Origin of the sequence: Neobacillus sp. 19 (assembly GCF_049463095.1) — a bacterium.
Taxonomy (GTDB): Bacteria; Bacillota; Bacilli; order Bacillales; family Cytobacillaceae; genus Neobacillus.
On record NZ_JBMPZU010000018.1, the window covers coordinates 20,640 to 44,379 of the forward strand.

Below are 23,740 nucleotides of genomic sequence, written 5' to 3' on the forward strand. Positions count from 1 at the left end.
TTATACCCCTTGCTTACGTTTTATTCTTTCGATTCGTCCAAATATTATATTTCCTTGTTTAATCGTATTGTAAATATCTTGTAGTCTATCTAAATTCTTCTGGTTTTTTTGTGCTATCTCTTCACGCCCATATTGTTTCGCTACTTCAACCATCTTAGAAGTGGATTGAATGTGAATTTCATATTTTGCTACATCCATTTCTGAAAGTCCTACTGCCAGGTCCTTACATGGGCTGCCACCATTACATGTTAAACAAGGTGGTTCCTCTGCATAAGGGCAATTTCCATTTAATCTCGCTCTACAGGATCCGTAAGGATTGTCAATTGCAGTTAACTTGTGGTTTAGCCAAAGCATTTCCTTTATTTCTTCCGGTATTTCTTCGTCTTTATTAACTTCATACATATTACCGTTTAAATCGAAACTAAAAACTCCGTCAGTAACCGCCTTTTCATATGCTTTACGCTTAGTTTCATCCAAAAGTTTAGCATATACCATTGTCATCTCCGGTGACGAGTGGGCGAGTAACTCTTGCACCGTGAAAATATCGGTACCGTTATTTAACAGTTTTATTGCGTAGGTATGTCGAAATTGATGCATTTTAAAATGAAAAAGGTTACCAAGTTCGTCGGTTATATTTTTTCTTCTAGCTAAGAGATTTAACTGGTCAGAAACCCATCCTTGTTCATATGCTTTCCCTTGCCTTTTGCCCCTATATCTAACAAAAATAAAGTCTTCAGGATTATTATCTTTTTTGCTGTGTTTTTTCGCATTATCTATTAAAACTGCAATTATGTTTGCCAACTCTTCATCGATTGGAACCATGTGTCCTTTTACATATGTTTTCTCTATGTCTGTTACTATGCTGTATTTCCCATTTAGTAAAACCAAACAGTTTTGCTTTAAACCTAACACATCAGATATTCTTAAACCTGTTTTAAATGCAATCCACACAATTGGCTGAACTTCTTTATGTAGATATTCAATATTTTTAAATAATTGTTCCAATACAAATTCGGGTATGTAATCGATTGTTTCATGCGATTTTTTTACTTTCCTGGGTTTATCACCGGGCAAAAACAAAAGATCGACTGGTAAATTAGGAGTCATATGACTGTTGTTATAAAAGTGCAAGTCTCTTACAAATTGATTTACAGCGGTAAGTGAGTGACGCTTGTATCGATTGGAATTTGCATCCTTTCTATGGTGACTTTTTACATATCCACTTAACCAGTGAATATACCCTTCAATATGTTGTCGTGAAAGCATTTTTAAATCTTTCCAAGTAGGTTCTTTGTCCGATACATAATTAAGAAATTTTCCTATCGAACCCACATATGTTCTTGCTGTAGACCACGAAAAATTATTTTGCGCTAAAATTCTTTGTTTGAAATAGGATTTTACGGCTTCTCTAAAATAAGGGTTATCAATTGTTGAAAAGTTTACTAAATAATCATTTTTACTTGGGTTATATTCTATGTCATACCTATTTATTAATATCCTAATATCCCAAATATCTTTTTCCCATTCATCTCGATCGTCGAAAACAACTGAAATAGCCTCATAAAATCGCCCCAAAAACATAAAAATCGGAGATTTTATTTGATAAACCTTGTCTGATATCTCTTCTAATTTATTCTTTATTGTTTTGAAATTGTTTTTTTCTAACCATGATCTCCATCTATCATTTAAGACAGGAAATTCTACTGATAGTATTGATTTAATGTTAGGAAACTCTTCATCAATAAATGTTTGTAAGTTTGTCATGTAATTAGAAGGGCCGGTCATAAAAGTCCCAACAGCCCATTCAGTAGAAAATAATTTTTTTACACAAAAATATTTTAATTCTCCTTTAATATTTTCATTTTGGGTTTTAAATTTTATATTTACTTTTAATCCGTTATACTTCTGATAATCATTGATAAAGTTCGAGATTGTCCCAAAGGTCCTTATATTCCAGATGTCCATATCTGCAAAATAGTTAGTGATTTCATCTATGTGGTTGAAGGGGGAAACATCCACTAAGTTTTCTTGAATAACCTTAGAAATATGCTCACGAAAAATATTATTATAATCGTATGTAGTGTAATTAAAAATGTATTGCTCTGTCATGTATGCTTACTTAAGCCTCCGTAGGTTGTATAATGAATGAACTTTTTGCCTTTTCCCAATTCTCACGAATTTCTTCTTCTGAAGGATGCAAATATAAATTTGCTGTAGTCTGAATATGTGCGTGTCCTAAACGTTCTTGGACTTGTTTAAGGTCATTGGTCTGTTTGTAAAACATGGTTGCGTGTGTATGACGAAGTAAATGAGGGTGAATTTTGAGAATACCAGTTTTTTTTCGCAATCGTTTAAATAATGAGGAAACGTCTTGGTAATTCATAGGTTTTCCAACATTAGCACCGCGAATTTTGACGAAGACAAAATTGGTATCTAATTCTAGCTCATCTAGCACCTCGTATAAATAATCATCGTACAAATCCATTAATTCTTGAGAAACATAAATTTCTCTTTCACCAGTTTTTAATTTTGCTCCATTTTCTAATTCCCCACGATCAACTAACCGAATTCTATGTCCTTTACTATGATCAAATATAAAATCTTCCAAAAACAAAGACAACACTTCTCCGATACGTAATCCTGTTTCAAATAATAATTGAATTAACAACTTATCCCGGATATTTTTCGTTGTTTCAATAAGCTGTTGGACTTCGTCCTTAAGTAAAACGGTAAGTCTTTTTTTGGGTTCTTTTAACTTAAGTATGTTTCGGTTAACAGGCTTTCCTTTGTTGACGTGGAATAGAAAATCTTTAAATTTGTTCCTCCCCCCTGAGAAAACTTGTTTAAAAGCAGGTTCAATCATATTGCTGCTAATACTGTTAGTACGGTATAGGTAGTCGTAAAAGTTTAAAATTACTGTGATTGTTAAATTGATTGTTTTCTCGGTTTTTTTGATTTTTTTTGGCTGTAATGGTGATACTTTAATGTTTTGATAAGGATTCCTTAACCATCCAATAAATTCTACTAAATCATCTAAACAAACAGTTTTGTAGTCTTTGTTATTGTCTTCTAAAAATACAAAATAGTGCTTTAAAGCATAGCAATAAGTTTTTTGTGTATTGCTGCTTTTGTCTGTTATGTCCAAATACTTTAAATACTTCATTACAGGTAGTACCGGGAATCCATGTTGATCAATTAGCATGTATCGCTTGCTTAAACCTTCTAAGATAACTTCTTGAACCCTCAAATAGAATGTTCACCTCCTGTTTTTGTTAACGTTCGGTCTAAGGACCTCACGACGCCTCCCGCTGTGGGCTACGTCCTCAAATAAAAATATATTTATATTAAACATAATATACTAGATTAATTTAGTATAGATATCCAGTATATTATGAATAAAAGAAAGGATAAAACGTTATATATTAAACATTCCATCCTGTAATTATTATAGTATAGTTAAACAGTGCTGGATGGAGAAATAATAGTTTCCGACGATAGCGGCAAACTGGATTTTGAGGCAATGATGTCCCGGTTCCATTCGAAACGAAACTTACTTGAAAGCGGTACTCTTAGTTATGTTGTGTTTGATGTGATTCAATATAAAGGGAAGTCAGTTACCCGGCTTCCGTTAATGGAGAGAAAGCAGCTGTGGATGAAATTATCTCCCAGGATACTAGTTTAGTAACTAAGGTTAAATTTATCGAGGGGCGTAGTTCCGCATTCTTCGATTTGGTCCGGCAGCAAGGATTAGAGGGCGTAGTTTTAAAGCGGATGGATTCACGTTATGAGGTCGGGAAACGTAGCAAGGCGTGGCTCAAGGTGATTAATTATCAATTTGATGACTGGTAAGCTTCCAGAACGACAGAACAGCCGGAATTATGGAATTTATGCCAATAGCTGAGCGGAAGCACCTATACCGGCGACAACAAGTTGTTTCAGAGAATGATAAGTTTATTTTTATTGAACCAATCAAATGCAGGGTAAAGTATAGGAACCTAACGAAAGCGGGGTTGCTACGATTGCCTTCATTTGTGGAATGGAAATGAATATGATAAGAATCCTCCAAGGATGGAATCACATTGGTTCCGTCCTTTTTATTATCAAAAAATTAATCGTGGGAGTAGTTTAGTATTTTTAATCATGAACAAAGATATGTCAGACAGACACCTTGTGTATTTTTTGCTAGAATAAAGGTACTAATTAATGGAAAAAAAGTGTTGTTGTTGGGATTGTGAAGGTTTACTCTTAAAGTAAACAGGGGCTTTATTTAGAAATGATGTGAGGGTGTATGGGGTTGGATATTCAAAACATATTTGAATACCTTAGACAAAAAAGTCTAGGTAAGCCAGAAATAATGAGTAAATATTTTAAAGAGACAGGTTTTACAGAAACAGATTTGAATGCTGATGATGGTATATATGGCGAATATTTAACTTATGAATATTTACACGATGCACCTGGATATTCGAAAATCTTATGTAATCTCTATATTGAAAGGGAAAACGGTTATATCAGCGAAATCGATCTTGTATTTATTCATGAGACAGGTATTTATATAATTGAGTCAAAAAATTATAGCGGTTGGATTTATGGGCATGAGAAGGATCAATATTGGACACAAGTTCTAAGGAATGGTAAAAAATATAGGTTTTATAACCCAATTAAACAAAATGAAACACATTTAGAGGCAGTATTGGAAATGTTATATGCTTTAACAAATAAATTTGTTTTTAATATCGTTGTTTTTAGTGAACGTTGTGAGCTAAAAAGTGTAATATACGATAATTTAAACACATCTGTTATTAATAGAGATGTTTTGCCTATATTTATGAGGAATGAAACATTAAATAGTCCAAAGCATTTGAGTAAAAAGGAAATTGATTATCTTTATGACATGTTAAAACCATATACATTGGCATCACCAGAATTAAAACAAAAACATAGAAATCAATCTAATCGAAAATTGTAAGTACTTATTCTTGCTCCACTGGTTGAAAAAATCTATTAATATAACGGGTGTTAGCTTAAATTGAATGACCGTCATAATGATGGTCTATTTTTTGTTACAGGTTCAATTGTGAAAAAAGGTATTTGGAGAATCAACGTCGAAATATTTTTCCTCATAAAGTTGAACAGAAAAATAGATTTTGCCATGGGAGGTACAAGAATTGGAATGGGAACTTCTTCAAAAAAATATAGTAAGTTGTGAAAGCTGTTCTAGGCTAAGAGAGTGGTGCACTAGTAGAAAGGGGCAAAATATTAAATATAACAATCAAGATTATTGGAGTAAACCGGTTCCAGGCTTTGGTGATTGGAAAGCGAGATTAATCATTATTGGTTTAGCTCCAGGAGCTCATGGGGCAAATCGAACTGGTAGACCTTTTGTTGGGGATGAAGCAGGAAAATTGTTGTTCAGTTCTTTATTGGAAAAGGGGTTCTCCGATAAGCGTGATGTGTACATAACAAATGTAGTTAAATGTGCTCCACCACAAGATAAACCTAAGCCAGAAGAGTATGCAAATTGTAGGGCCTTTTTGGAAGCTGAGCTCGATCTATTGAGTGAAAAAAAAGTTATACTAACCTTAGGTAAAAATGCATTTGAAAAGGTAAAGGCGATTTATGGAAAAAAAGGAGCAAATACAGTTGGAATAAAATTTATTCACGGTAATTCCTATGATTTAGGTGTAAACTTTCCAATATTGAAAGTATGTTATCACCCTTCACAAAGAAATATTAGAAATAAAAATATCTCAAAGGAGAAATTGATTACAATTTTTGATGAAGTATTAACCTTATTGGCAAAAAACTAGTTACTTGTTTTTTGTCAGGAACAAACATTTATCAGGCAAGATGTAACCTATAAGGAAAAGTTTAAATGAAAGATAAGATTTTTGGGGTTCTTGGTTCTGTTTTCTTGATCCGGCAGCAAGTTTTAGATGGCAGGGAGGAATATTATTTTACTGAAGACTTTGCTTATTTTTTGGGGGATTGTATTTTAAATATTACACTCGATTTTAACGCCCCTTTAATTATGAAATAGATGATGGCAAGGCCCTAAATGATAAATGTTTTTACCTTATATGGAGGTGGCAATTTAGTATGGATAAAAGATTTTTTGTAATTGAATTATATGATGGATTTTTACATAAGGACGGTAAGCATATTACAAAAGAATTAGAATTGGCATTTGAATTTACCTCATTAGATGATGCAGAATCATATATTAAAAGAAATGAATTTGAAACTAATGAATATGTAATACGGAGTTACAAATTAGTGAAACTATATAATGATTAGGAAGAATATAATTGATTCACCCATTGATTTACAAAGGCTTGGAGTAAATTCCAAGCCCCATTTCTTGAATCTTTTTAAACCTGTTCCTTTGCCTTAGCATAGATAGTTGACCGAGGAACGCCTGTCATTTTAACAATATCGTTTACGCTCAATCCGTTTGATTCCCGTTCGGCATAAAGCTTCAAAGCCTTTTTAACGTCCTTCTCAGCCTTCCCAATACGCCCCATATGTTTCCTTTCCCATGGGCTTTCGCTTTCTCACGCCCTTCTGCCGTTTTATCAGCTATTAGGTCACGTTCAAATTCGGCGATTGTGCCAAGCATCGTAAACATGAGCTTCCCAACAAGGGAGGAAACTCAAAAGTTTTATAATAGTACTATTGCAGCCTAAAATTAGATAGAACATTTTTGTTTATCAATAATGGATAATTATGTTAAACTAACTTTGTTAATTTAGAATATAGAAAACTTAACGGGGGAAAGAAATGTATAATCTAGACATGATTAGTGTGATAAGAGAAGCAGTTCAGAAAAGGCTAGAGGAAGACGGTTGTGTTAAAGCTGAAACGTTATTTAAATATGTTATTATTCCTAAATCAAAGAACTTCCAAACTCTCGATTATAGGGATATGGTCAGGATAATGCTAATGTTTATTGGTGAAGGTTGGGTTGTGGCAAATGTAAGCAGTTTACAAGCATTGGATTGGGAGTGGTGTAAAAAATAAATTAAAAAAGCGAACCCTTTTGCTTAGGATTCGCTTTATTATTTTTAACCTAGCTCCTTGGCTTTTGCATAAATTGTAGACCTAGGAACGCCTGTCATTTTGACAATATCATTAACACTCAAACCATTAGCTTCTCTTTCAACATACAACTTCAGAGCCTTCTTAACATCTTTCTCAGCCTTCCCGATACGTCCTATGTGTTTCCCCTGGGCCTTCGCTCTTTCACGTCCTTCTGCCGTTCTATCTGCGATTAGATCACGTTCAAATTCAGCGATAGCACCCAACATAGTGAACATAAGCTTTCCGGCTGGGGTTGAAAAATCAATTTGTTCCTTGATGAAAACAAGGTATATTTCCCGGTTCTGCAATTCTTTTGCGATTTTATGTAAATCAAAGGTGCTCCTTGTCAGCCGATTGAGCTTATAAACGACCAACTTGTCACCTTCTCTTAAATAGTCCAATGCCTTCGCAAGTTCCTCACGGTCACTTTTCGCTCCACTTTGCTTTTCCATAAAAATTCTCTCGCAGCCGTATTCAGTTAATTTGTCAATTTGCAGTTCCAAGTCTTGGTCTTTCGTCGATACTCATGCATATCCAATGATTGCCATGTTGTTTTCCCTCGTTCGTGTCTAAAAGTCTAATATATTTTGTACTTTTAATTTTAGACTAACTTCTAGACAATAGAAAGAGCAAAAACAGCAACAACATTGTTTGTTTTTTTGCTTGTCCAAAACTTATAACTTTTGGATAAACCTAAAATAAAAATTTTTTTGTTATTACTTAAAGATATGTATAAATATGGTAATATATCAATAGGGAACTTGAATTTAATTTGATTGGGGAAGAATTATGCAAAGGATTTATAATAATAAGCCGTATGAGTTGTTAGATAATCTTGATTTATTCGGAACTGCAGAAAAGGCAGAGACGATAAAAAATATGTTAGAAGATAACATGGACTTCTTTAAAGAAAACAATATGATAGCCTTATATGGTGACTGGGGTAGCGGTAAAACTTCGGTAATGAAATATATTATGTCATCAGTCAAAAACTATAATGTGGTTTTTTTTGAGGCTTGGAAGTATGAAAAAGACACAAATCTAGCATTGTCTTTATTTGAAGCTATAATTGATGAAATTGAAAGAAAGTACGGTCCACTTGATCAGCTAATTGAAGATGTCAAATTAGTGGGTAAAACACTTTTGTCATTTAGTAAAAACCTTCTGTTAAATACTAGAGTATCATTCTTAGGTATTAATTGGGGTTTAGGTCAAGCCGGAAAAGATACAATTAAAGAGATGGAAGATGAAATAAAAAAACACTCGTATTACACTGAGGTTAAAGAGTTTAATGAATTATACAAAAAAGTTCTAGATAAGTATTATGAAAAAACAAACAAGAAACTTCTAGTTTTTATTGATGATCTAGACCGGTGTGAACCAAATCATATTCTTGACCTACTTTCATCAATAAAACATTTTTTTATAGAATCAGAAAATATTGTTTATTTTTGTGGAGTAGATAAAGTTGCGGTTAATAATGCAATAAATATTAAGTATCAAAATAAAATAAAATCGGAAGAATACTTAGAAAAGATATTTGATATTACTTTTAACATGCCGGGGACCAAATCTCTAGACAATTTAGTTAATGATTTTTACTCAAAAATAACCGTTTACGGATCTACTCCAACGTTATCACCAGATGGTCTTTGTGAATTTTTAGAGCGTATTAACTTTACGAACCCAAGGAAGATAAAGAAGGTATTTAATAGATACATATTCTTATGTAATATGGCAAGTACATCACCGGGAAATGCATTTTCATTATTACCTTTGGATTTATTAAAGCATACCTCTGTACAAATGACATTTACTTTATTTATTACAATAATTTATGAGTTTTATAAAGAAATCTTTAACGAAATTTATGACTACGAATCAAAGTTTGCAAAATTGGCCAAGGTTCATTTCAAAAATTCTGAACAAATTATCCACAAGAAATCAAATCATTCCGAACCAATTGGGTTATTTTTAAGTAGGGAGGTTAGGAAGATACCTTACTTAACAATTGACGGAAGTCTTTTTCATAAATTATTACCTATGGAAAGGGAAAATGATTTAATGAACTTTTTGTTTTGGATGATCCCAACTGATATTAACGAAGTCAATTTGCCTTTATTAAGTTCCCAGAATGCAGACGACTTGGAGGAGAATTTAACCATATATATCAATCAGTATAGAGTAACTGAAAACAAAATCATCTATTTGTTTTTGGATTTTATTTTGGAAAAATATTTTAAATGTCCGGACTTCTTTGAAGGATGTGAGTTTAAGCTTTTCCAAGGTCTTAAGATGGCAAATCTATATTTTTAGTTTATTATTTTGCTCAGTTTAAATGATTCGTGACAGGCACTCGTTTACAGGGTGCTTTTTACATTTTCTGAGACATTAAGGGCATGTATAAGTTATATTAAGTATGAGGAAAAATTACTATTATTTTGCTATAAAGGGAGTTTGACATGCCAAAATTAACATTACCACAGTTAGAGAGCCATCTATGGGAATCAGCAAATATTCTAAGAGGTTCCATTGATTCATCTGACTACAAAAATTACATATTTGGTTTATTATTTTTGAAACGCCTAAATGACGTCTTTGTTGAAACTGCTAAACGCATTGAAGATGAAGAAGGGGACGATTATGGCTGGTTCGACCGTGATGAACACCAATTTTTCGTTCCGGAACGAGCCAGATGGAGCCATATTCAGGCTCAAACGCAAGACATAGGGGACGCCATTAACAAAGCATTCGAGGCTCTAGAAGAAGAAAATGTGTCGCTGCAGGGCGTATTAGCAACTATCGATTTTAATGATAAGGAAAAGCTGCCGGACCGCTTGTTACTGCAACTGATAAATCATTTTTCTGCAATAGATCTTAGCAACGCAAATCTCTTAGAACCAGATATGCTGGGACGTGCCTATGAATACCTTATTAAACAATTTGCAGACGACGCTGGGAAAAAGGGTGGAGAGTTCTATACACCTAACAAAGTCGTTGAATTGATTGTAAAGCTCATTAAACCAGATGAAGGAATGCGTATTTGTGACCCAACTGCTGGCTCAGGCGGTATGTTAATTCAGTCGGTCGATTATATCAAAGCAAAGGGTGGCAACCCAAGAAACTTAACTCTCCATGGACAAGAGCGGAACCTAAATACCTGGGCAATTTGTAAAATGAATTTACTGCTACATGGATTAAGTGACCACCGAATTGAAAAGGGCGATACAATACGTGAGCCGAAGCTTCTGGAAGATGGCGAATTAATCTTAAATGATCGTGTAATTGCCAACCCACCGTTCAGTCTAAGCAATTGGGGAAGAGAAGAAGCAGAAAGCGACGAATATGGCCGTTTCCGTTTCGGTATTCCTCCAAAGGATAAAGGTGACTTTGCCTTTGTTCAACATATGGTTGCGACTTTGAATCATGAAGGTAAGGCCGGGGTAGTAATGCCGCACGGTGTTCTTTTCCGTGGTGGTGCAGAGGGAAATATTCGCCAAGGATTACTCGAAGAAGATTTGATTGAGGCAGTTATGGGGTTACCGTCAAACCTTTTCTACGGAACCAGTATACCGGCGTGTATTTTAATTTTGAATCGGGCCAAGGAAGAAGGTAAAAAAGGCAAGGTGTTCTTCCTAAATGGTGCAGAAGATTATCTAGAAGGAAAAAACCAAAATACCCTTCGTGACCAAGATATTAAAAAGATTGTATCTGCCTATGATGAATGGGAGGAAGTTAAGAAGTATTGCCGTCCTGTAACACTAAACGAAATCAAAGAAAATGACTTTAACCTAAATATATCTCGTTATATTGATACAACTGAAGAAGAAGAGCAGATTGATGTTGCCCAAGTTGTTGCCGAACTCAAAAAGCTAGATGACGAACGTAGTGTTATTGAAGATAAGTTGTATGGGTACTTGAAGGAGTTGGGGTACTGTGAATAATCCAAAGGATATCATTCCATTAGGTGACGTAGTTGAAAAAATAGTTGGTGGGGGGACACCCTCAAGAAAAATCGAGGAATATTATGAGGGAGACATTCCATGGGTTACCGTAAAAGATTTAACTCACCACAAACTCTCAGATTCTCAAGAACATATAACAGAAGATGCTATAACGAATAGTTCGGCAAATTTAATTACAAAAGGTAATGTAATTGTTTCAACCAGAATGGGACTTGGTAAAGCTTTTATAAATTTAGTAGATGTTGCAATTAACCAAGATTTAAAAGCACTATTTCCAAAACTAGATAAGGTTACCCCAGAATATCTTTTATATTCTTATTTAGGAATGGCTAATAAAATTGAGAAAATGGGAACAGGAACTACTGTAAAAGGAATAAGACTAGAACAACTAAGGGCATTACCTATATATTTACCTTCAATTTTTGAACAAGAAAAAATAACAGAAATCCTTATATCAGTTGATGACGCAATTGAGAAAACTAAAGCAATCATAGAAAAATCAGAAAAAGTAAATAGAGGGTTAATGCAGCAGCTTTTTACAAAAGGAATTGGTCATTCGGAGTTTAAGAAAACTGATATAGGTGATATTCCGAAGGTATGGGAAGTTGTTAGACTTGAGGAGATTGCTCAGGTTGAAAGAGGTAGATTCTCTCATAGACCAAGAAACGATCCTAAATTTTATGGCGGGACAATTCCTTTTGTCCAAACAGGTGATATAACTAAGGCAAAAGGCTATTTGAAATCTCACTCTCAAACTTTAAATAGGTTAGGGTTAACGGTTAGCAAAATTTTCCCTAAAGGAACAATAATGATAACTATTGCTGCAAATATTGGTGAAACAGCTATTGCAAGTTATGATGTTTGTTTTCCGGATAGTGTGGTTGGTATAATCGCAAATAAAGAAATTGATAATAATTTTTTGGAGTTTTATTTAAGAACTCAAAGGAACTATTTAAATAGCATAGCAACAGAAAGTGCCCAAAGAAATATTAATTTGCAAACATTAAAACCATTATTAGTACCGCTACCTAAAAAAGAAGAAATGGAAAAAATCTCTAAAATACTTCTAACTTTTGATGACAAGCTTTCTAATGAGAGGTCAAAGCTTGCAAAATTAAATATACTAAGAAAAGATTTAATGAAGAACTTACTAAGTGGAAGAATGCGGGTAAAAGTTGATAGCGAAGAGGTGATTACCTCATGACGACGAGTGAGTGGAACGAAAAAACGTTAGTTGAAAATCGCTTCATAATACAATTAAAAGAAATGGGCTATGAACATATTCATGGCCTAGCTCTTGATTCGGAACGTGAAACACAAGGGGAAGTCATATTAAAAGGACGACTAATCAATGCAATTCAAAAACTTAACCCGTGGATTTCAGAGAATAACCTCAACAAAATTGTCCGGTCAGTTACCTATATTCAAGCGACAAGTTTGATGGAGGCTAACCAACAGTTTCATGAAAACCTAATCAACATGATTTCCATACAACAAGACCTGGGGAAAGGGAAGAAGAACCAGACTGTCAAATTGATTGACTTTGAACGCCCGGAAATTAATGATTTTTTGGTAGTGGACCAATTTACAATATCAAATGCAAGAGGTACCATACGCCCGGACATTATCATTTTTGTTAACGGGCTTCCATTGACAGTTATCGAATGTAAAAGTCCAACACTCTCACCTGACGAACAAATTGGGCAAGGTGTAAAGCAACTGCTACGCTATCAAGACCAATGTGAGCAGTTATTTCACTTCAATCAAATTCTTATAGCTACAAGTAATGACCGTGCAAAAGCTGGTACAATCGGGGCAAGGGTGCAGCATTATGGAGAATGGAAAGATCCGTACCCAAGAACAGTAGCGGAAATAAGAGATAATCCGACGCCACAAGACATACTTGCGGCAGGTATCTTTCCAAAGGAAAATTTGCTTGACCTAATTCAGAATTTCATTGTTTATGAGCCTGTTGAGGGACGTATCATTAAAAAACTAGCCCGTTACCAACAGTATAGGGCGGTCAACAAAGCGATTAATCGAATTTTACACGCTGAAGATTCCCGGCACCGTGGCGGCGTTGTCTGGCACACTCAAGGCAGCGGAAAGTCGCTTACAATGGTTTTCTTAGCCGTTAAATTACGCCGTATCAAGGAATTAAAGAATCCGACCATAGTTGTTGTAACCGACCGTAAAGACTTAGACGACCAGATTACGAATACTTTCCGTCGGTGTGGCTTTCCAAATCCACAACAGGCCGCTTCTGTGGCTAAGTTAAAGGACATACTCCAACAAGGCCCTGGAACAACAGTTATGACACTGGTACAGAAGTTCCAGGAAGACGCAGAAAAGAACGGGTACCCGGAATTAACTAAATCAGAAAATGTTTTTGTCATGGTAGATGAAAGTCACCGAACGCAATATAGTGGCTTAGCAATGAATATGCGTACAGCCATGCCTAATGCTTGTTATCTAGGTTTTACAGGGACGCCAATTGATAAAGAAGATAAGAGCACTATCCGAACATTCGGAACATACATAGATAAATACACGATTGAACAAGCAGTTGAAGATGGTGCTACTGTTCCAATTTTTTATGAAGCACGTATGGTCGACTTACACGTTCAAGGGGATTCTTTAGACGATTTATTTGACCGAAAATTCCGGGAATACAGCGACGAAGATAAGGAGCGAATCAAAAAAAGGTATGCAACGGAAGAAGCCCTAATTTCTTCCCCTAAGCGGATTAAACGCATTGTTCTTGATATGATTGAACATTATGAAACTCATATTAAGCCTAATGGGTTTAAAGCCCAGGTTGTTGCTGTTACTAGGGAAGCGGCAGTTACATATAAAGAGCTATTTGATGAATTGAGCGATTATGAATCTAAGGTTATTATTTCCGGCGGTCATAACGATGAGGAGCGAATGAGAAGACATCATTTAACTAAAGATGAGGAAAAGCGGGTAATTGAACGCTTTAAAAAGCCCATGAGTGAGGATTCGCTAAGCTTTATCATTGTTTGTGACAAGCTGCTAACGGGCTTTGACGCTCCAATAGAACAAGTAATGTACCTTGATAAACCGTTAAAAGAGCATAACCTCCTACAAGCAATCGCCAGAACGAACCGTACCTATGATAAAAAGACATATGGTTTAATTGTTGATTATTATGGGGTATCACGCTTCTTAGAACAAGCTTTGGGTATCTTTGCTGAACATGATATTAAAGGTGCTTTGCAAAGTGTTGATTCAGAGATTCCTCGTTTGCAGTCCCGGCACCGGAGAGCTATGCGGTTTTTTGATTATGTCCGAAAAGATGATTTGGAGGGTTGCATTCAAATTCTAGAGCCGGAAGACGTCCGCAATGAGTTTGATACCGCTTTTAAGAAGTTTTCCGAAAGCATGGATATGATTTTACCGAACCCGAAGGCAAGTCCTTATTTGGAAGACTTGAAATTCCTTGGTAAAGTACGGCAACTAGCAAAATCTCGTTATAGGGAAGATAGTTTGGACATTTCCGATTGTGGTCAAAAGGTAAAGGAGCTTATTGAAGAATATTTATTTGCAACGAATATCGAAGTGATCCATGAACCAATTGACATATTATCCAATAAGTTTGATAAACGGCTAGAGGAAGCGACTTCACCCGAAGCTAAAGCGGCGGAAATGGAACACGCCATTCGCCATGAAATCAAAGTTAAAATTGATGAAAACCCTGTTCTTTATACTTCACTAAAGGAACGCTTAGAAGAGCTAATTAAAAGGCGTAAGGACCGCCAAGTGACCATTGAAGAGCTATTAGCGGAATATAGAGAGATGGTTCAAGAAATGCGGAACACTGCTCAGAAAAGCCAGGAACATGGTTTTACCAGAGAGCAATATCCGTTTTTCCAAATGCTTGAGCAGCAGCTGCCAGATGAAGAGGATAAGGAAGCCTTAAAGGAGTTAACACATATCATTACAGAGGATATACAAGAACAAGCCGTAATCGAATGGACAGAAAAAGAGGACGTAAAGAGGGAAATGCGAAAACGAATAAAGCGACAGCTGCGTGCAACCAAGTGCCCCAAGGATAAAATTGAAGGATTGACGCAACAGTTGATGGATCTAGCCGAGGTACATTATAAGAAATGAGGTATAACAAAAAGCAAAGAAAAGTCTTTGATTACTACGAAGGCTTTTCTTAGTTTTTGCTCTTTGTTAAGAAAGGATTATTATGGAAAAGGTAAAAAGCAATCAAATGTCTTCTAATGTTTTTGGAGGTATATTTATTATATTTGGGATTTGGATGGTAAATATTTTCCAGGGTTCAGAGAGCATAAGTGAAAAAATCCTATTTTTCCTAGTGGCGTACTTTATGTTTTACATGGGTATATATGTAATATTTAATAAACTAATAGAAAAATATAAAATATTATCAATTATTTTTAAAAAAGTTTTATCGATACCCATCATAGTAATATTTATTATTCAATACTTTGCAGCACCGATACTATCTGCAATGATGTTTTTGGCGTTTTACTTTATACCCTCATTAATCATTTTGAATGTTTCAAATACATACCCATTTATATCCCAATCTGTAGAAGGCATTATTTATATAGTAAGTTTAATTTCGGTTTTGATATTCGCGTACAAGGGAAATAAGGTTATGGCATTTTTTGTAGAAACTTTTAACACTGTTTTTGCAAGAGAAATACTCCATAAATTTTCTTCACCGTATTATACCCGGCCTATGAGTTATTTCTTAATGATATGCATATACGTTATTTATAACTTTGATTATTTTTCGGGTGGAGAAATAGTTAGGTTTATTCCAACTGAATTATTAACTGTAATCAAAGAAGTTTTTGTTACTTTTGTTGCTGTTGATACTTTGATTCAAATTATAGTTAACAACAAAGAAAAACAAAAGCTAATTTAAAGTTAATACTTGACCGTTTATGCGTAACCATTCTTTTCTATGTTCATAATCCGGGAGTATCGACCGAACAAAACGCCAATAATCTGCAGAGTGATCTGGATATTTTATATGAGCTAATTCATGTACAAGGACATAGTCAACAACCGACATTGGAGCCATCAAAATCCGCCAATTTAGATAAATGGCTCCTTCTTTTGTGCAAGTGCCCCAGCGTTTTTGTTGCTCCTTAAAGGCTATTTTTGTAGGCTCTAGTTCCATTTTGGGGAAATAGACCCTTAACCTTTCCTCGACCTTCCTTTTTCCTTGATTGATGTACCATTCTTTAAACAGGTCGCACAATTTATTGACTTTTTCTTCATCAGTCATATTGGCCGGAATATTTGCGATAAATCGTCCTTGTTTAAAGTATAAGGTTGGTTTATTCAATGTTTCGTTTTTATGGACCTTTAGCCGATAATGCCGCCCAAGATATGCGAATTTTTCTCCGCTCACATACTCCTTTGGCGGCGGTGCTACCGTAACTTCATCAAATTCAAATTTTTTCTTTAATATCCAGGGAGCTTTTTTGTGAAGTATTTCTTCTAACTTTCCGGAACCGAGCCCTTCTGGGCAATGAGCTTAACGCCTTCTTTTAGGCAGACAGAAAGTGAAACATCTTTCTTTCCTTTTATGTATTGAACGGTATAATCAATCGTTGTGTTTCCGAACCGATAGCTTAGCATGATGTGAAATTTCCTCCCGTCGTTTACATACCTATTTTATAATCATGAAAAAACTTGGTCAAACTCTCGGTAATAGAAGGTTATGCAAGTAAAGGAATCCAGGGAAAGGTTTTAGTATTGAATACAATTCATTTTTATTCTTCATTAACCTCTAATGCATGTTCGTCTTCGTTCAAATAAAAAATAGTTTTTACTCCATTTTCCTCAAGTGTTTCATCAAAGGTTTCTCTCAAACTTTCACGCCCATCTTTTCTTTTACCGACATAAAATAGATGTGGATTTATCATATAACCGTTTTGTACTTTTACAATGAACTGTTTTTCACGCAATCGTGTAATGGACTTTGATACATTTCCTTTATCCATATGTAACTTCGCGGCTATTTCCTTCTGTTTTATGTATGCTGTGTTATCGTCACCTTTCATTTCTTCACATAGGTAGAATAACACTCTGTAGTCAGAAGCTACAAAATTGCTGTCACGTAAGTGATGAAACCATTCCAGGACAAATGATCCCCAAAAATAATGATTTTCCCTTCTTCTTGCCATTATTTCACCTCATTTTATAGTATATATAACAACTTTTTGCTTTTTTATTGTATTATATACAACCTTAATATGCCTATTTTACAACTTTTTTAATATAGTTGTCCATATAGAAATGTTGTTATACCAATAGTTTGTTGGCTATTTTTCGCTTTTTTATCCGTTCCCTTAATATATAGGTGTGGGTAAACTTGTACATAGGAACGCTTATCGTGCGTTTGAGCAAATTTTACTTAGAAGGAGATGAACATAATGGTAAAATGGATTCAACAACAGACATGGTGGATCAGTCTAACATTAGCACTGTTAATAGCTTTTTTTCCTAATTCATTCACTATGTTTGGGAAGACAATGATTAATGTTTTTTATCAATATTGGTTGCAAATTAGTGTCATGATAATTATTGTGTTGTTAGTACTAATATTAAATAAAAAAAATAAGCCCCCTAAATAATCAGGGAGCCAAAGTAATAACTGCCAATAAGTGTTCAACGCGGTTTTACTTATTTTCATTTTGACCCTTCCAAAGTTCCGGAAAGGTCTTTTTTATTATTTGTGTCTACTGTGCTTAGTTCTTTTTAGGAAACCCGATTTCAGTATTCGGTGAAGTTCATCTGAAGCTTTCCCATTAATTATTGCAGTAACGTATTCCTTTTATCGGTTCTCCATTAATCATGAATTCTCGTCGGTTCATTGTCCTAGTGATTTCAACAATGGAATTTGTGTAGGCGTATTCCTTAACAATGAACTTTTCTAAAGTATTTGCTTCATAACCCTCTGCTAAATTTACATAATGCTGCAGCCTTTTTATTTCGTCTTGTGATCTCCGTACGGTGATTAAATTCGCCAGATACATCTCCCCCTTTTAGAAAGAAATTTGGCAAAAGCGTTTCCCCTCTTTACAGTTCTGTGAACATTATCGATTGGTCAAACTGTTAATAGTCCGGAAACAGGAATAAAGAAAAGAGGGATATTTGTGAACGAATTGCTAGAAGCAAAATTAACGATTGCAAAAATTAAAACACAGCTGCTCGATCTTGCTGAGAGCTAATCGCTGACGATTTAACGGATAAGGCGTATGCGGTAGAAAGGATTTTAAGGGTATTAGAGCATGTTGATGAACAGAGTTATTTAGAATTTTATTACCGAAAATCCCTTGATAAATAAAAATTATTATACGATAATTAGACTGTCGTGATTAAGAGTGAAACTGGCGAGAACTTCGCAAAAAGACTGGCGAGGAACACGCTGGAAACGTTGATATAAAGGGATTTGCAGAGGGCTGATTGGGGTGCTGGTGCCCTCCACAGTCTTCAAAACTGCTTGAGACCTGCGTGCCAGGTCTGGTGGGTTCGATTCCCACGCAGTCCCGCCAACCTTGACTTATAAGGGTTTATGAGGTTTTTTAATGAAGGTGATTGAAAGGTAAAGTTGTTGGCCAACAACTGAAAATATTATCTTTGGTCACATTTTGGTATCATGGGTTTTTTCATCATTTACATAGGTTATTTAAACAGCTGCTCGAATTGATGGGCGGCTTCTTTTTGCATATTTGGTAACACGTGAGTATATGTGTCCATCGTTATGCCGATTGTTGAATGACCTAGTCTTTCGGAAACAACCTTAGGATGAACTCCTTGTTGTAGCAATAAAGTAGCGTGTGTATGCCTTAAATCATGAAAACGGATATAGGGTAAACCGCTTTTATTAACCATTTTACGATAATTTCTCGCCATTTCGGTAGGTTGAAGTGGTTTGCCATTTACATGAGTAAAAACTAAATCTAAGTCCTGATATAACTGACCAAGTAAAAGCTTATCCGTCAATCGCTGCTTGTATAATTTTTTCAATTCTTTGGCAAGGGTTGTGGAGATGGTAATAGACCTGCCTTTTCCAGATTTCGGTTCTTATAATGTTAATCCAACTCCTTTTACTTCTTGTAAGGATTGTCTAACAGAAATTACAAGATTATCAAAATCAACATCCTGCCAACGTAAACCTAATACCTCACCTCGCCTCATTCCTGTATAGATAGCTGTTTTGTAGACGGGATAGTATGAGGAAGTTTTGGCAATCTCCAAAAAGACTTTAACCTGATCGTTATTCCACGTGAGCATTTCAACTTTTTTAGTTTTTGGTGGAGTTACTGCCTCTGCCACATTTCTGGCTAAGAATTGCCATTTAACAGCATCCTTTAATACTTTATGAATCAGTCTATGATGATGTTTTACTGATTGAGGGGAAAGACCTTCGCCATCAATTTTTCCGTTTACTAATTTTTGAGAGTAATATTCTTGTAAATGTGAGGGATGCAGCTTTGAAATCTTAATATTTCCTAATGACGGTTTAAGATGTTGTGTAATCATATAATGATAGCCTTCTAATGTTCTTGCAGCTTTATTGGGTTTTGCATAGTTCTCAAGCCAATAATCCAGATACTCCCCAAAAAAGATGTCTTTAGCTTCAAAATATGTGCCTTTATCAAGCGAATTTAGCTGTTCATTAAGGTATTTTTCTGCCTCCTTCTTTGTTTTAAAGCCTCTTTTTTTCTTCTGTTTTCTTTTACCTGTTTGAGGATCTTTTCCGAGATCAAAAAGAACGAACCACGATCCTCCATCTTTTTTTACTGTTCCACGCATAACTAAACTTCCACTCCTGTCATTGTATTAATGTAAAAGTTATAGTTACCGACTATTAGATTATACAATATTCCAAAGTCATAATCGGTAACTATTAACTTGGCCCGAAATTTAATATATAAACCTTTTAAATTAAAAATCATTACAATATTATGATTCTTGACCGGCTAGCCATTTAAGAAAGACTTCTTTAAATATTTTAATGCGCCGCTTTCCGACTCGAACATAGTGAAACTGGTTCGATGACACCAGTTGGTATGCCTGAACTCTGCCAATCCCCAAAATTTGTTGAATATGCGAAACATCAAGTACCTCTGGGTAGCTTTCTAAGTTTTTCATAAAGTAGATTCAACTCCTTTGCTGATAAATTTGAAATAATGTTCATTTAGAATTGCTAAGTTTAATAGCAATGATTGCTGCCACATGTGTATCGTTGAAATCAACAATCAATTATACTTTGTTATCGGTAGGTATAGAAAATCTTGAAGTGGTAATTTTTGGTACTTGATAATTGAGAGAGTAATAACCCTCAATAGTTGACTTATACTAATATAGTAATAAAAAAGAGGATTGGAAAATTAGTGTGGGGGTAGGATAAAAATCCAAAAAAATAATGATTATTGTGAATGAAAAAACTGCAAAAGACAGAATGCTGGCATGCTTGTGATTTTACAGGTTTTTATTTGTGCTTATTTACATTATCAGCTAAACATTGATAAGAACCAAGGACTTAAATTATAGTCTTTGTGGGTCCGATTTGTATTGAAAGGTTGAGGAAATTATTTCAACAGGTAAGATTAGACTTCTACAAAGATAAAAGCTGGCAATTTTGGTATCTTTACTTACGTTGAATAAGCTGCAAAATCGTACTATAGAAAAGAAACAGTTCCGTTAAAGAGTGTGTTTATCTTGTGTTTAATAAACGGGCCAGATTGTTGAGTAATCTTATATTACGTAGGAGACTTATACTGTGCAACAAATAACTTTTTTTAAGAATCTACTTAAAGTAAAAAAGTATCTTGTAATTTATATGTGATGGGTTTCTAGAAACGTAACAGGTTATGGAGGATGTGTTTAGCATTAGTAGTGGAGAACCTTGTATAGTAGGTTAGGTAAACATTACTAAACTATTCTTCCAAACAGCGACATCTATTCATGCAAGATTTAGTTAGAAACAAGGATCATACCAAAGCGGTAATTAAGCATTTTTACTTTAGGATGTACTCGTCTTTGAAGGAATTTAATAAACAAAGTGTGGGCGCTGGAAGGTTCCCCAAAATCGCTAACACTGTACCAACACCACAGGAACTATTTATTCAGTTACTATCTACTAACAAAAAGACTATCCGCAAGGGAATAGTCTTTTTGTTTTTTTAAACTGGCAATAATCAAGCTTTTATAATACAAATGCTTTTAGCGTTTTTTAATTAATAAAGTCTTATCAGATTAAGTTAATAGTAAGCCCGAATTATAAAAAATAAGCGCACCTTTCGGTACGCATCACGAATAGCCGTAAATCCCGATTTTTTTCAATCGAATTTACGGCTTATTTCAATTTTTGCCCACATTCGGCCTGAATCACTTTTGACCAGGGCATGTATTGATCTAAAATTTCAGGTTTTTGATGGATGCCAAGATTGGGCAGATCCGTCAAAAGTTTCTTCAAGTATTCGTAGAAATCTACACCGTTACTTTTGGCAGTTTCTGCGATACTGAGACAAATGGCGTTCGCTTTTGCGCCGGCTTCACTGACTGAGAAAAGCCAGTTTTTTCTCCCCACGACGTTAGGGCGGATGGCGTTTTCAGCGGGATTATTATCGATTTCAACGCGCCCGTCGTTCAGGTATGCTCTAAGTCCATTTGCCCTGTTCAATGTATATTCAGCTGCTTTCGCCAGCGCATTTTTTCCATAGAATGGTGACGTTTCAACCCATTCAAGGAATTTATCTACAATTGGCTTCGAATATTTCTGGCGTTTTTTTCTTCGCTTACTCGGAGACAAATGTTTAAATTTCCTTTCAAGACGGTATAAATCGTCACAAAAGCTCACACCTATACGGCCATTTTTGCTGTCCGCCTTCAGCCAATAACGGCGAACGTGGGCCCAACAATTTGCGAAAGTAACGCCTTCCAACTTGCCATAGGCAGAATAACCATCGCAAATAATCGTTCCTGAAAAGCCTTCAATGAATCCTTCAAGGACGGATCGGGCTCGCGATAATGCACTATGAAAGAGAGTTATTGGTGGTCCTTGGCAAGGAACACTTCGAGACACCCAATTATAAGCATTGGTTTGACCCGATTTACCATCGGAACGGTGGAGTATTTGTCCATATGTTTCATCAATATGTAAAAGCGATTTATTCATCATCAAATCTTTCATTCTTTCATAAATAGGCAATAGCCAATCGTGTGATGCACGAATGACCCAATTCGAAAGATTCTTATCGTTGGTATTCAGGCCGTAACGATCCCATTCCTTAACCTGGCGGTAAAGGGGGAGGTATTGCGCAAATTTATCATAGATGACTTTGGCAAGCACGCTAGGGCTTGCGATGCTACGTTGAATGGAAGGCTGCGGTGCCTTACCACGTTTAATTTGGGCTTTTTGAAATGAATCACCTTTACAATTTTTACATTCATAAGCATGTTCTATGTGTTGGACTTTCTTCATTTTTGCGGGAATAAATTCTGCTTCTTCGCGCACGATTGTACTTCCAATTTCAATCATTTGTCCCTGGCAACAGTCACATTGTATATTTTCTGGATGATAGTGAAATGCTTCAACTTCTATATCATCTCGTAATGAATCATTTCGTTTTTTCTTTTTAATAGTTCGAACAACAGTATAAGAAATGGTCTGTTGGCTTTGTTCTTCTGTGTGCTCAGATTCGCTAAAAGACGGGTCATCATCAAATAATGACGATTGCCCTTCTGGTGCGTTATATCTTGATTTTTCAGTTTTAGAACCATATAAGAGTTTTGTTAAGTGCCGAAGTTGTTGCGTTAACGCTTCGTTCTGTTTCAACGATTGATCCAATTTTTTGGATAGCTCCTGGTTTTGTTGATTCGAATGAGCCAACTGCTCTTCGAGCAATCGAATTACTCTATCAAATTGATTTTCATTCGTAGAAGAAGTATTCGCCACATCATTCACCACTTTTCGTTCGGATTCACTTCTTTTATTATAACGAGTTCGAACAGTGGAATAAAGATAAAATGAAGGGCTTTAACGAATTTAGAAGGCACCTTTTGGTGACTGCTGAATCGCCTTTGGCTGCTGGATAGATAACCCCTCGAGGAGCCACCTGAGCTCCTTTTGAGAGAGATTCCGTACTTCGTTTTCATCCTTTGGCCATTGGAGTTTTCCGTTATCCAAACGTTTATATAGCATGGCGAAGCCATCACCGTCGAAATATAAGCATTTATAGCGATCTTTACTCCATCCTGAAAACAAGAAAATGGAATCCCCGTATGGATCCAATTCAAAGGAATCTTGAATTAATGTGGCTAGTCCGTCAATACCTTTTCTCATATCAGTTTTACCGCAAATGATGTAAATATTTTTTACGCTAGTAAAATCGTGTTTCACGGATTTTTCAACTCCCTCATAACCGTTTGGATGATGTGCTCATCTACGCCGTTGAAGAAGGAGATTTCGGCGTTGCCGGTTTTGATCGTGCAAGTAGGATTTGGAGAAATCACTACTGGATTTGGTGCAGAAGTATTTTTGTTTTCGGAATGTAATGTAACGGGGACGATTGTGAGTTTTTGCTGCGGCATATGAAAAAGCACCTCCTTAAATTGATACGTTGATCATACCAGGCGGTGCTGCTGTTTTTATATGCGTTGTTTGAATACGG

The 23,740-nt window shown here is 35.4% G+C and carries 22 protein-coding genes, 1 tRNA gene and 3 pseudogenes; 13 read left to right on the plus strand and 13 right to left on the minus strand.

Features of this window, described 5'->3' with window-relative positions; genetic code table 11:
- Both ACO1D1_RS03745 and ACO1D1_RS03750 read right to left on the minus strand, forming a co-directional pair.
- Positions 1 to 2,109, minus strand: coding sequence for a tyrosine-type recombinase/integrase (locus tag ACO1D1_RS03745; protein ID WP_423335002.1), 2,109 nt, complete (start codon positions 2,107 to 2,109; stop codon positions 1 to 3).
- A gap of 10 nt (positions 2,110 to 2,119) precedes the next feature.
- Complete coding sequence (locus tag ACO1D1_RS03750) at positions 2,120 to 3,247, minus strand: tyrosine-type recombinase/integrase (protein WP_144463744.1); 1,128 nt, start codon at positions 3,245 to 3,247, stop codon at positions 2,120 to 2,122.
- 276 nt (positions 3,248 to 3,523) lie between these two features.
- On the opposite strand from ACO1D1_RS03750, the gene ACO1D1_RS03755 reads away from it, so the two are divergent.
- The 6 genes from ACO1D1_RS03755 (at position 3,524) to ACO1D1_RS03780 (ending at position 6,297) form a co-directional block, all read left to right on the plus strand.
- Complete coding sequence (locus ACO1D1_RS03755) at positions 3,524 to 3,682, plus strand: hypothetical protein (protein WP_423335018.1); 159 nt, start codon at positions 3,524 to 3,526, stop codon at positions 3,680 to 3,682.
- A complete protein-coding gene (locus ACO1D1_RS03760) occupies positions 3,649 to 3,849 on the plus strand; it encodes a hypothetical protein (RefSeq protein WP_423335003.1) in 201 nt (66 codons plus the stop codon). The genes ACO1D1_RS03755 and ACO1D1_RS03760 overlap by 34 nt, the downstream gene beginning before the upstream one ends.
- Before the next feature lie 445 nt (positions 3,850 to 4,294).
- Positions 4,295 to 4,969 (plus strand): nuclease-related domain-containing protein, encoded by a 675-nt coding sequence (locus ACO1D1_RS03765; protein WP_423335004.1) that lies wholly within the window; start codon positions 4,295 to 4,297, stop codon positions 4,967 to 4,969.
- A 199-nt stretch (positions 4,970 to 5,168) separates the two neighbouring features.
- Positions 5,169 to 5,810, plus strand: coding sequence for a uracil-DNA glycosylase (locus ACO1D1_RS03770; protein ID WP_423335005.1), 642 nt, complete (start codon positions 5,169 to 5,171; stop codon positions 5,808 to 5,810).
- 65 nt (positions 5,811 to 5,875) lie between these two features.
- Positions 5,876 to 6,040 (plus strand): hypothetical protein, encoded by a 165-nt coding sequence (locus ACO1D1_RS03775; protein ID WP_423335006.1) that lies wholly within the window; start codon positions 5,876 to 5,878, stop codon positions 6,038 to 6,040.
- A gap of 59 nt (positions 6,041 to 6,099) precedes the next feature.
- Positions 6,100 to 6,297, plus strand: coding sequence for a hypothetical protein (locus ACO1D1_RS03780; RefSeq protein ID WP_423335007.1), 198 nt, complete (start codon positions 6,100 to 6,102; stop codon positions 6,295 to 6,297).
- A gap of 74 nt (positions 6,298 to 6,371) precedes the next feature.
- On the opposite strand, the pseudogene ACO1D1_RS03785 reads toward ACO1D1_RS03780, so the two are convergent.
- Positions 6,372 to 6,649: pseudogene (locus ACO1D1_RS03785) on the minus strand (recombinase family protein); the annotation flags it as partial.
- Between the two features lie 131 nt (positions 6,650 to 6,780).
- Here ACO1D1_RS03785 and ACO1D1_RS03790 point away from each other — a divergent pair.
- A complete protein-coding gene (locus ACO1D1_RS03790; RefSeq protein WP_423335008.1) occupies positions 6,781 to 7,020 on the plus strand; it encodes a hypothetical protein in 240 nt (79 codons plus the stop codon).
- Positions 7,021 to 7,064: 44 nt separating this feature from the next.
- Here ACO1D1_RS03790 and ACO1D1_RS03795 read toward each other — a convergent pair.
- Positions 7,065 to 7,628: pseudogene (locus ACO1D1_RS03795) on the minus strand (recombinase family protein).
- Between the two features lie 241 nt (positions 7,629 to 7,869).
- On the opposite strand from ACO1D1_RS03795, the gene ACO1D1_RS03800 reads away from it, so the two are divergent.
- The 5 genes from ACO1D1_RS03800 to ACO1D1_RS03820 all read left to right on the plus strand — a co-directional run bounded on the left by ACO1D1_RS03800 (position 7,870) and on the right by ACO1D1_RS03820 (position 15,972).
- Positions 7,870 to 9,396, plus strand: coding sequence for a KAP family P-loop NTPase fold protein (locus ACO1D1_RS03800; RefSeq protein ID WP_423335009.1), 1,527 nt, complete (start codon positions 7,870 to 7,872; stop codon positions 9,394 to 9,396).
- A gap of 146 nt (positions 9,397 to 9,542) precedes the next feature.
- Positions 9,543 to 11,024: a type I restriction-modification system subunit M gene (locus ACO1D1_RS03805; protein WP_423335010.1), complete on the plus strand. Its 1,482-nt coding sequence runs from the start codon at positions 9,543 to 9,545 to the stop codon at positions 11,022 to 11,024.
- The gene (locus ACO1D1_RS03810) at positions 11,017 to 12,249 is read left to right on the plus strand and encodes a restriction endonuclease subunit S (RefSeq protein ID WP_423335011.1); all 1,233 of its coding nucleotides are present in this window, start codon (positions 11,017 to 11,019) and stop codon (positions 12,247 to 12,249) included. The genes ACO1D1_RS03805 and ACO1D1_RS03810 overlap by 8 nt, the downstream gene beginning before the upstream one ends.
- On the plus strand, positions 12,246 to 15,182 hold the full coding sequence (locus ACO1D1_RS03815) for a type I restriction endonuclease subunit R (RefSeq protein ID WP_423335012.1): 2,937 nt from the start codon (positions 12,246 to 12,248) through the stop codon (positions 15,180 to 15,182). Before ACO1D1_RS03810 ends, ACO1D1_RS03815 begins: the two co-directional genes overlap by 4 nt.
- A gap of 82 nt (positions 15,183 to 15,264) precedes the next feature.
- Entirely contained in the window at positions 15,265 to 15,972 is a 708-nt protein-coding gene (locus tag ACO1D1_RS03820; RefSeq protein ID WP_423335013.1) for a hypothetical protein, read from the plus strand.
- On the opposite strand, the gene ACO1D1_RS03825 is transcribed toward ACO1D1_RS03820, so the two are convergent.
- The 4 genes from ACO1D1_RS03825 to ACO1D1_RS03840 form a co-directional block, all read right to left on the minus strand.
- Complete coding sequence (locus ACO1D1_RS03825) at positions 15,964 to 16,548, minus strand: M48 family metallopeptidase (protein WP_423335019.1); 585 nt, start codon at positions 16,546 to 16,548, stop codon at positions 15,964 to 15,966. The genes ACO1D1_RS03820 and ACO1D1_RS03825 overlap by 9 nt on opposite strands.
- Positions 16,549 to 16,553: 5 nt before the next feature.
- Positions 16,554 to 16,694, minus strand: a complete 141-nt coding sequence (locus ACO1D1_RS03830) for a hypothetical protein (protein WP_423335014.1) — start codon at positions 16,692 to 16,694, stop codon at positions 16,554 to 16,556.
- A 134-nt stretch (positions 16,695 to 16,828) separates the two neighbouring features.
- Entirely contained in the window at positions 16,829 to 17,242 is a 414-nt protein-coding gene (locus ACO1D1_RS03835) for a replication/maintenance protein RepL (RefSeq protein ID WP_423335015.1), read from the minus strand.
- A gap of 624 nt (positions 17,243 to 17,866) precedes the next feature.
- Positions 17,867 to 18,094 (minus strand): hypothetical protein, encoded by a 228-nt coding sequence (locus ACO1D1_RS03840; RefSeq protein WP_423335016.1) that lies wholly within the window; start codon positions 18,092 to 18,094, stop codon positions 17,867 to 17,869.
- 422 nt (positions 18,095 to 18,516) lie between these two features.
- On the opposite strand from ACO1D1_RS03840, the gene ACO1D1_RS03845 reads away from it, so the two are divergent.
- A tRNA-Sec gene (locus tag ACO1D1_RS03845) sits at positions 18,517 to 18,613 on the plus strand.
- A gap of 130 nt (positions 18,614 to 18,743) precedes the next feature.
- Here the strand turns inward: ACO1D1_RS03845 and ACO1D1_RS03850 are convergent.
- From ACO1D1_RS03850 to ACO1D1_RS03870, 5 genes and pseudogenes are all read right to left on the minus strand, one after another.
- Positions 18,744 to 19,877: pseudogene (locus tag ACO1D1_RS03850) on the minus strand (tyrosine-type recombinase/integrase).
- A 150-nt stretch (positions 19,878 to 20,027) separates the two neighbouring features.
- A complete protein-coding gene (locus tag ACO1D1_RS03855) occupies positions 20,028 to 20,216 on the minus strand; it encodes a helix-turn-helix transcriptional regulator (RefSeq protein ID WP_423335017.1) in 189 nt (62 codons plus the stop codon).
- Positions 20,217 to 21,423: 1,207 nt separating this feature from the next.
- Positions 21,424 to 23,025, minus strand: a complete 1,602-nt coding sequence (gene tnpC, locus ACO1D1_RS03860) for an IS66 family transposase (RefSeq protein WP_423335020.1) — start codon at positions 23,023 to 23,025, stop codon at positions 21,424 to 21,426.
- Positions 23,026 to 23,115: 90 nt separating this feature from the next.
- The gene (gene tnpB, locus ACO1D1_RS03865; protein ID WP_223821044.1) at positions 23,116 to 23,469 is read right to left on the minus strand and encodes an IS66 family insertion sequence element accessory protein TnpB; all 354 of its coding nucleotides are present in this window, start codon (positions 23,467 to 23,469) and stop codon (positions 23,116 to 23,118) included.
- Entirely contained in the window at positions 23,466 to 23,660 is a 195-nt protein-coding gene (locus ACO1D1_RS03870) for a hypothetical protein (RefSeq protein WP_149872886.1), read from the minus strand. Before ACO1D1_RS03870 ends, tnpB begins: the two co-directional genes overlap by 4 nt.
- Between the last annotated feature and the right edge of the window lie 80 nt (positions 23,661 to 23,740).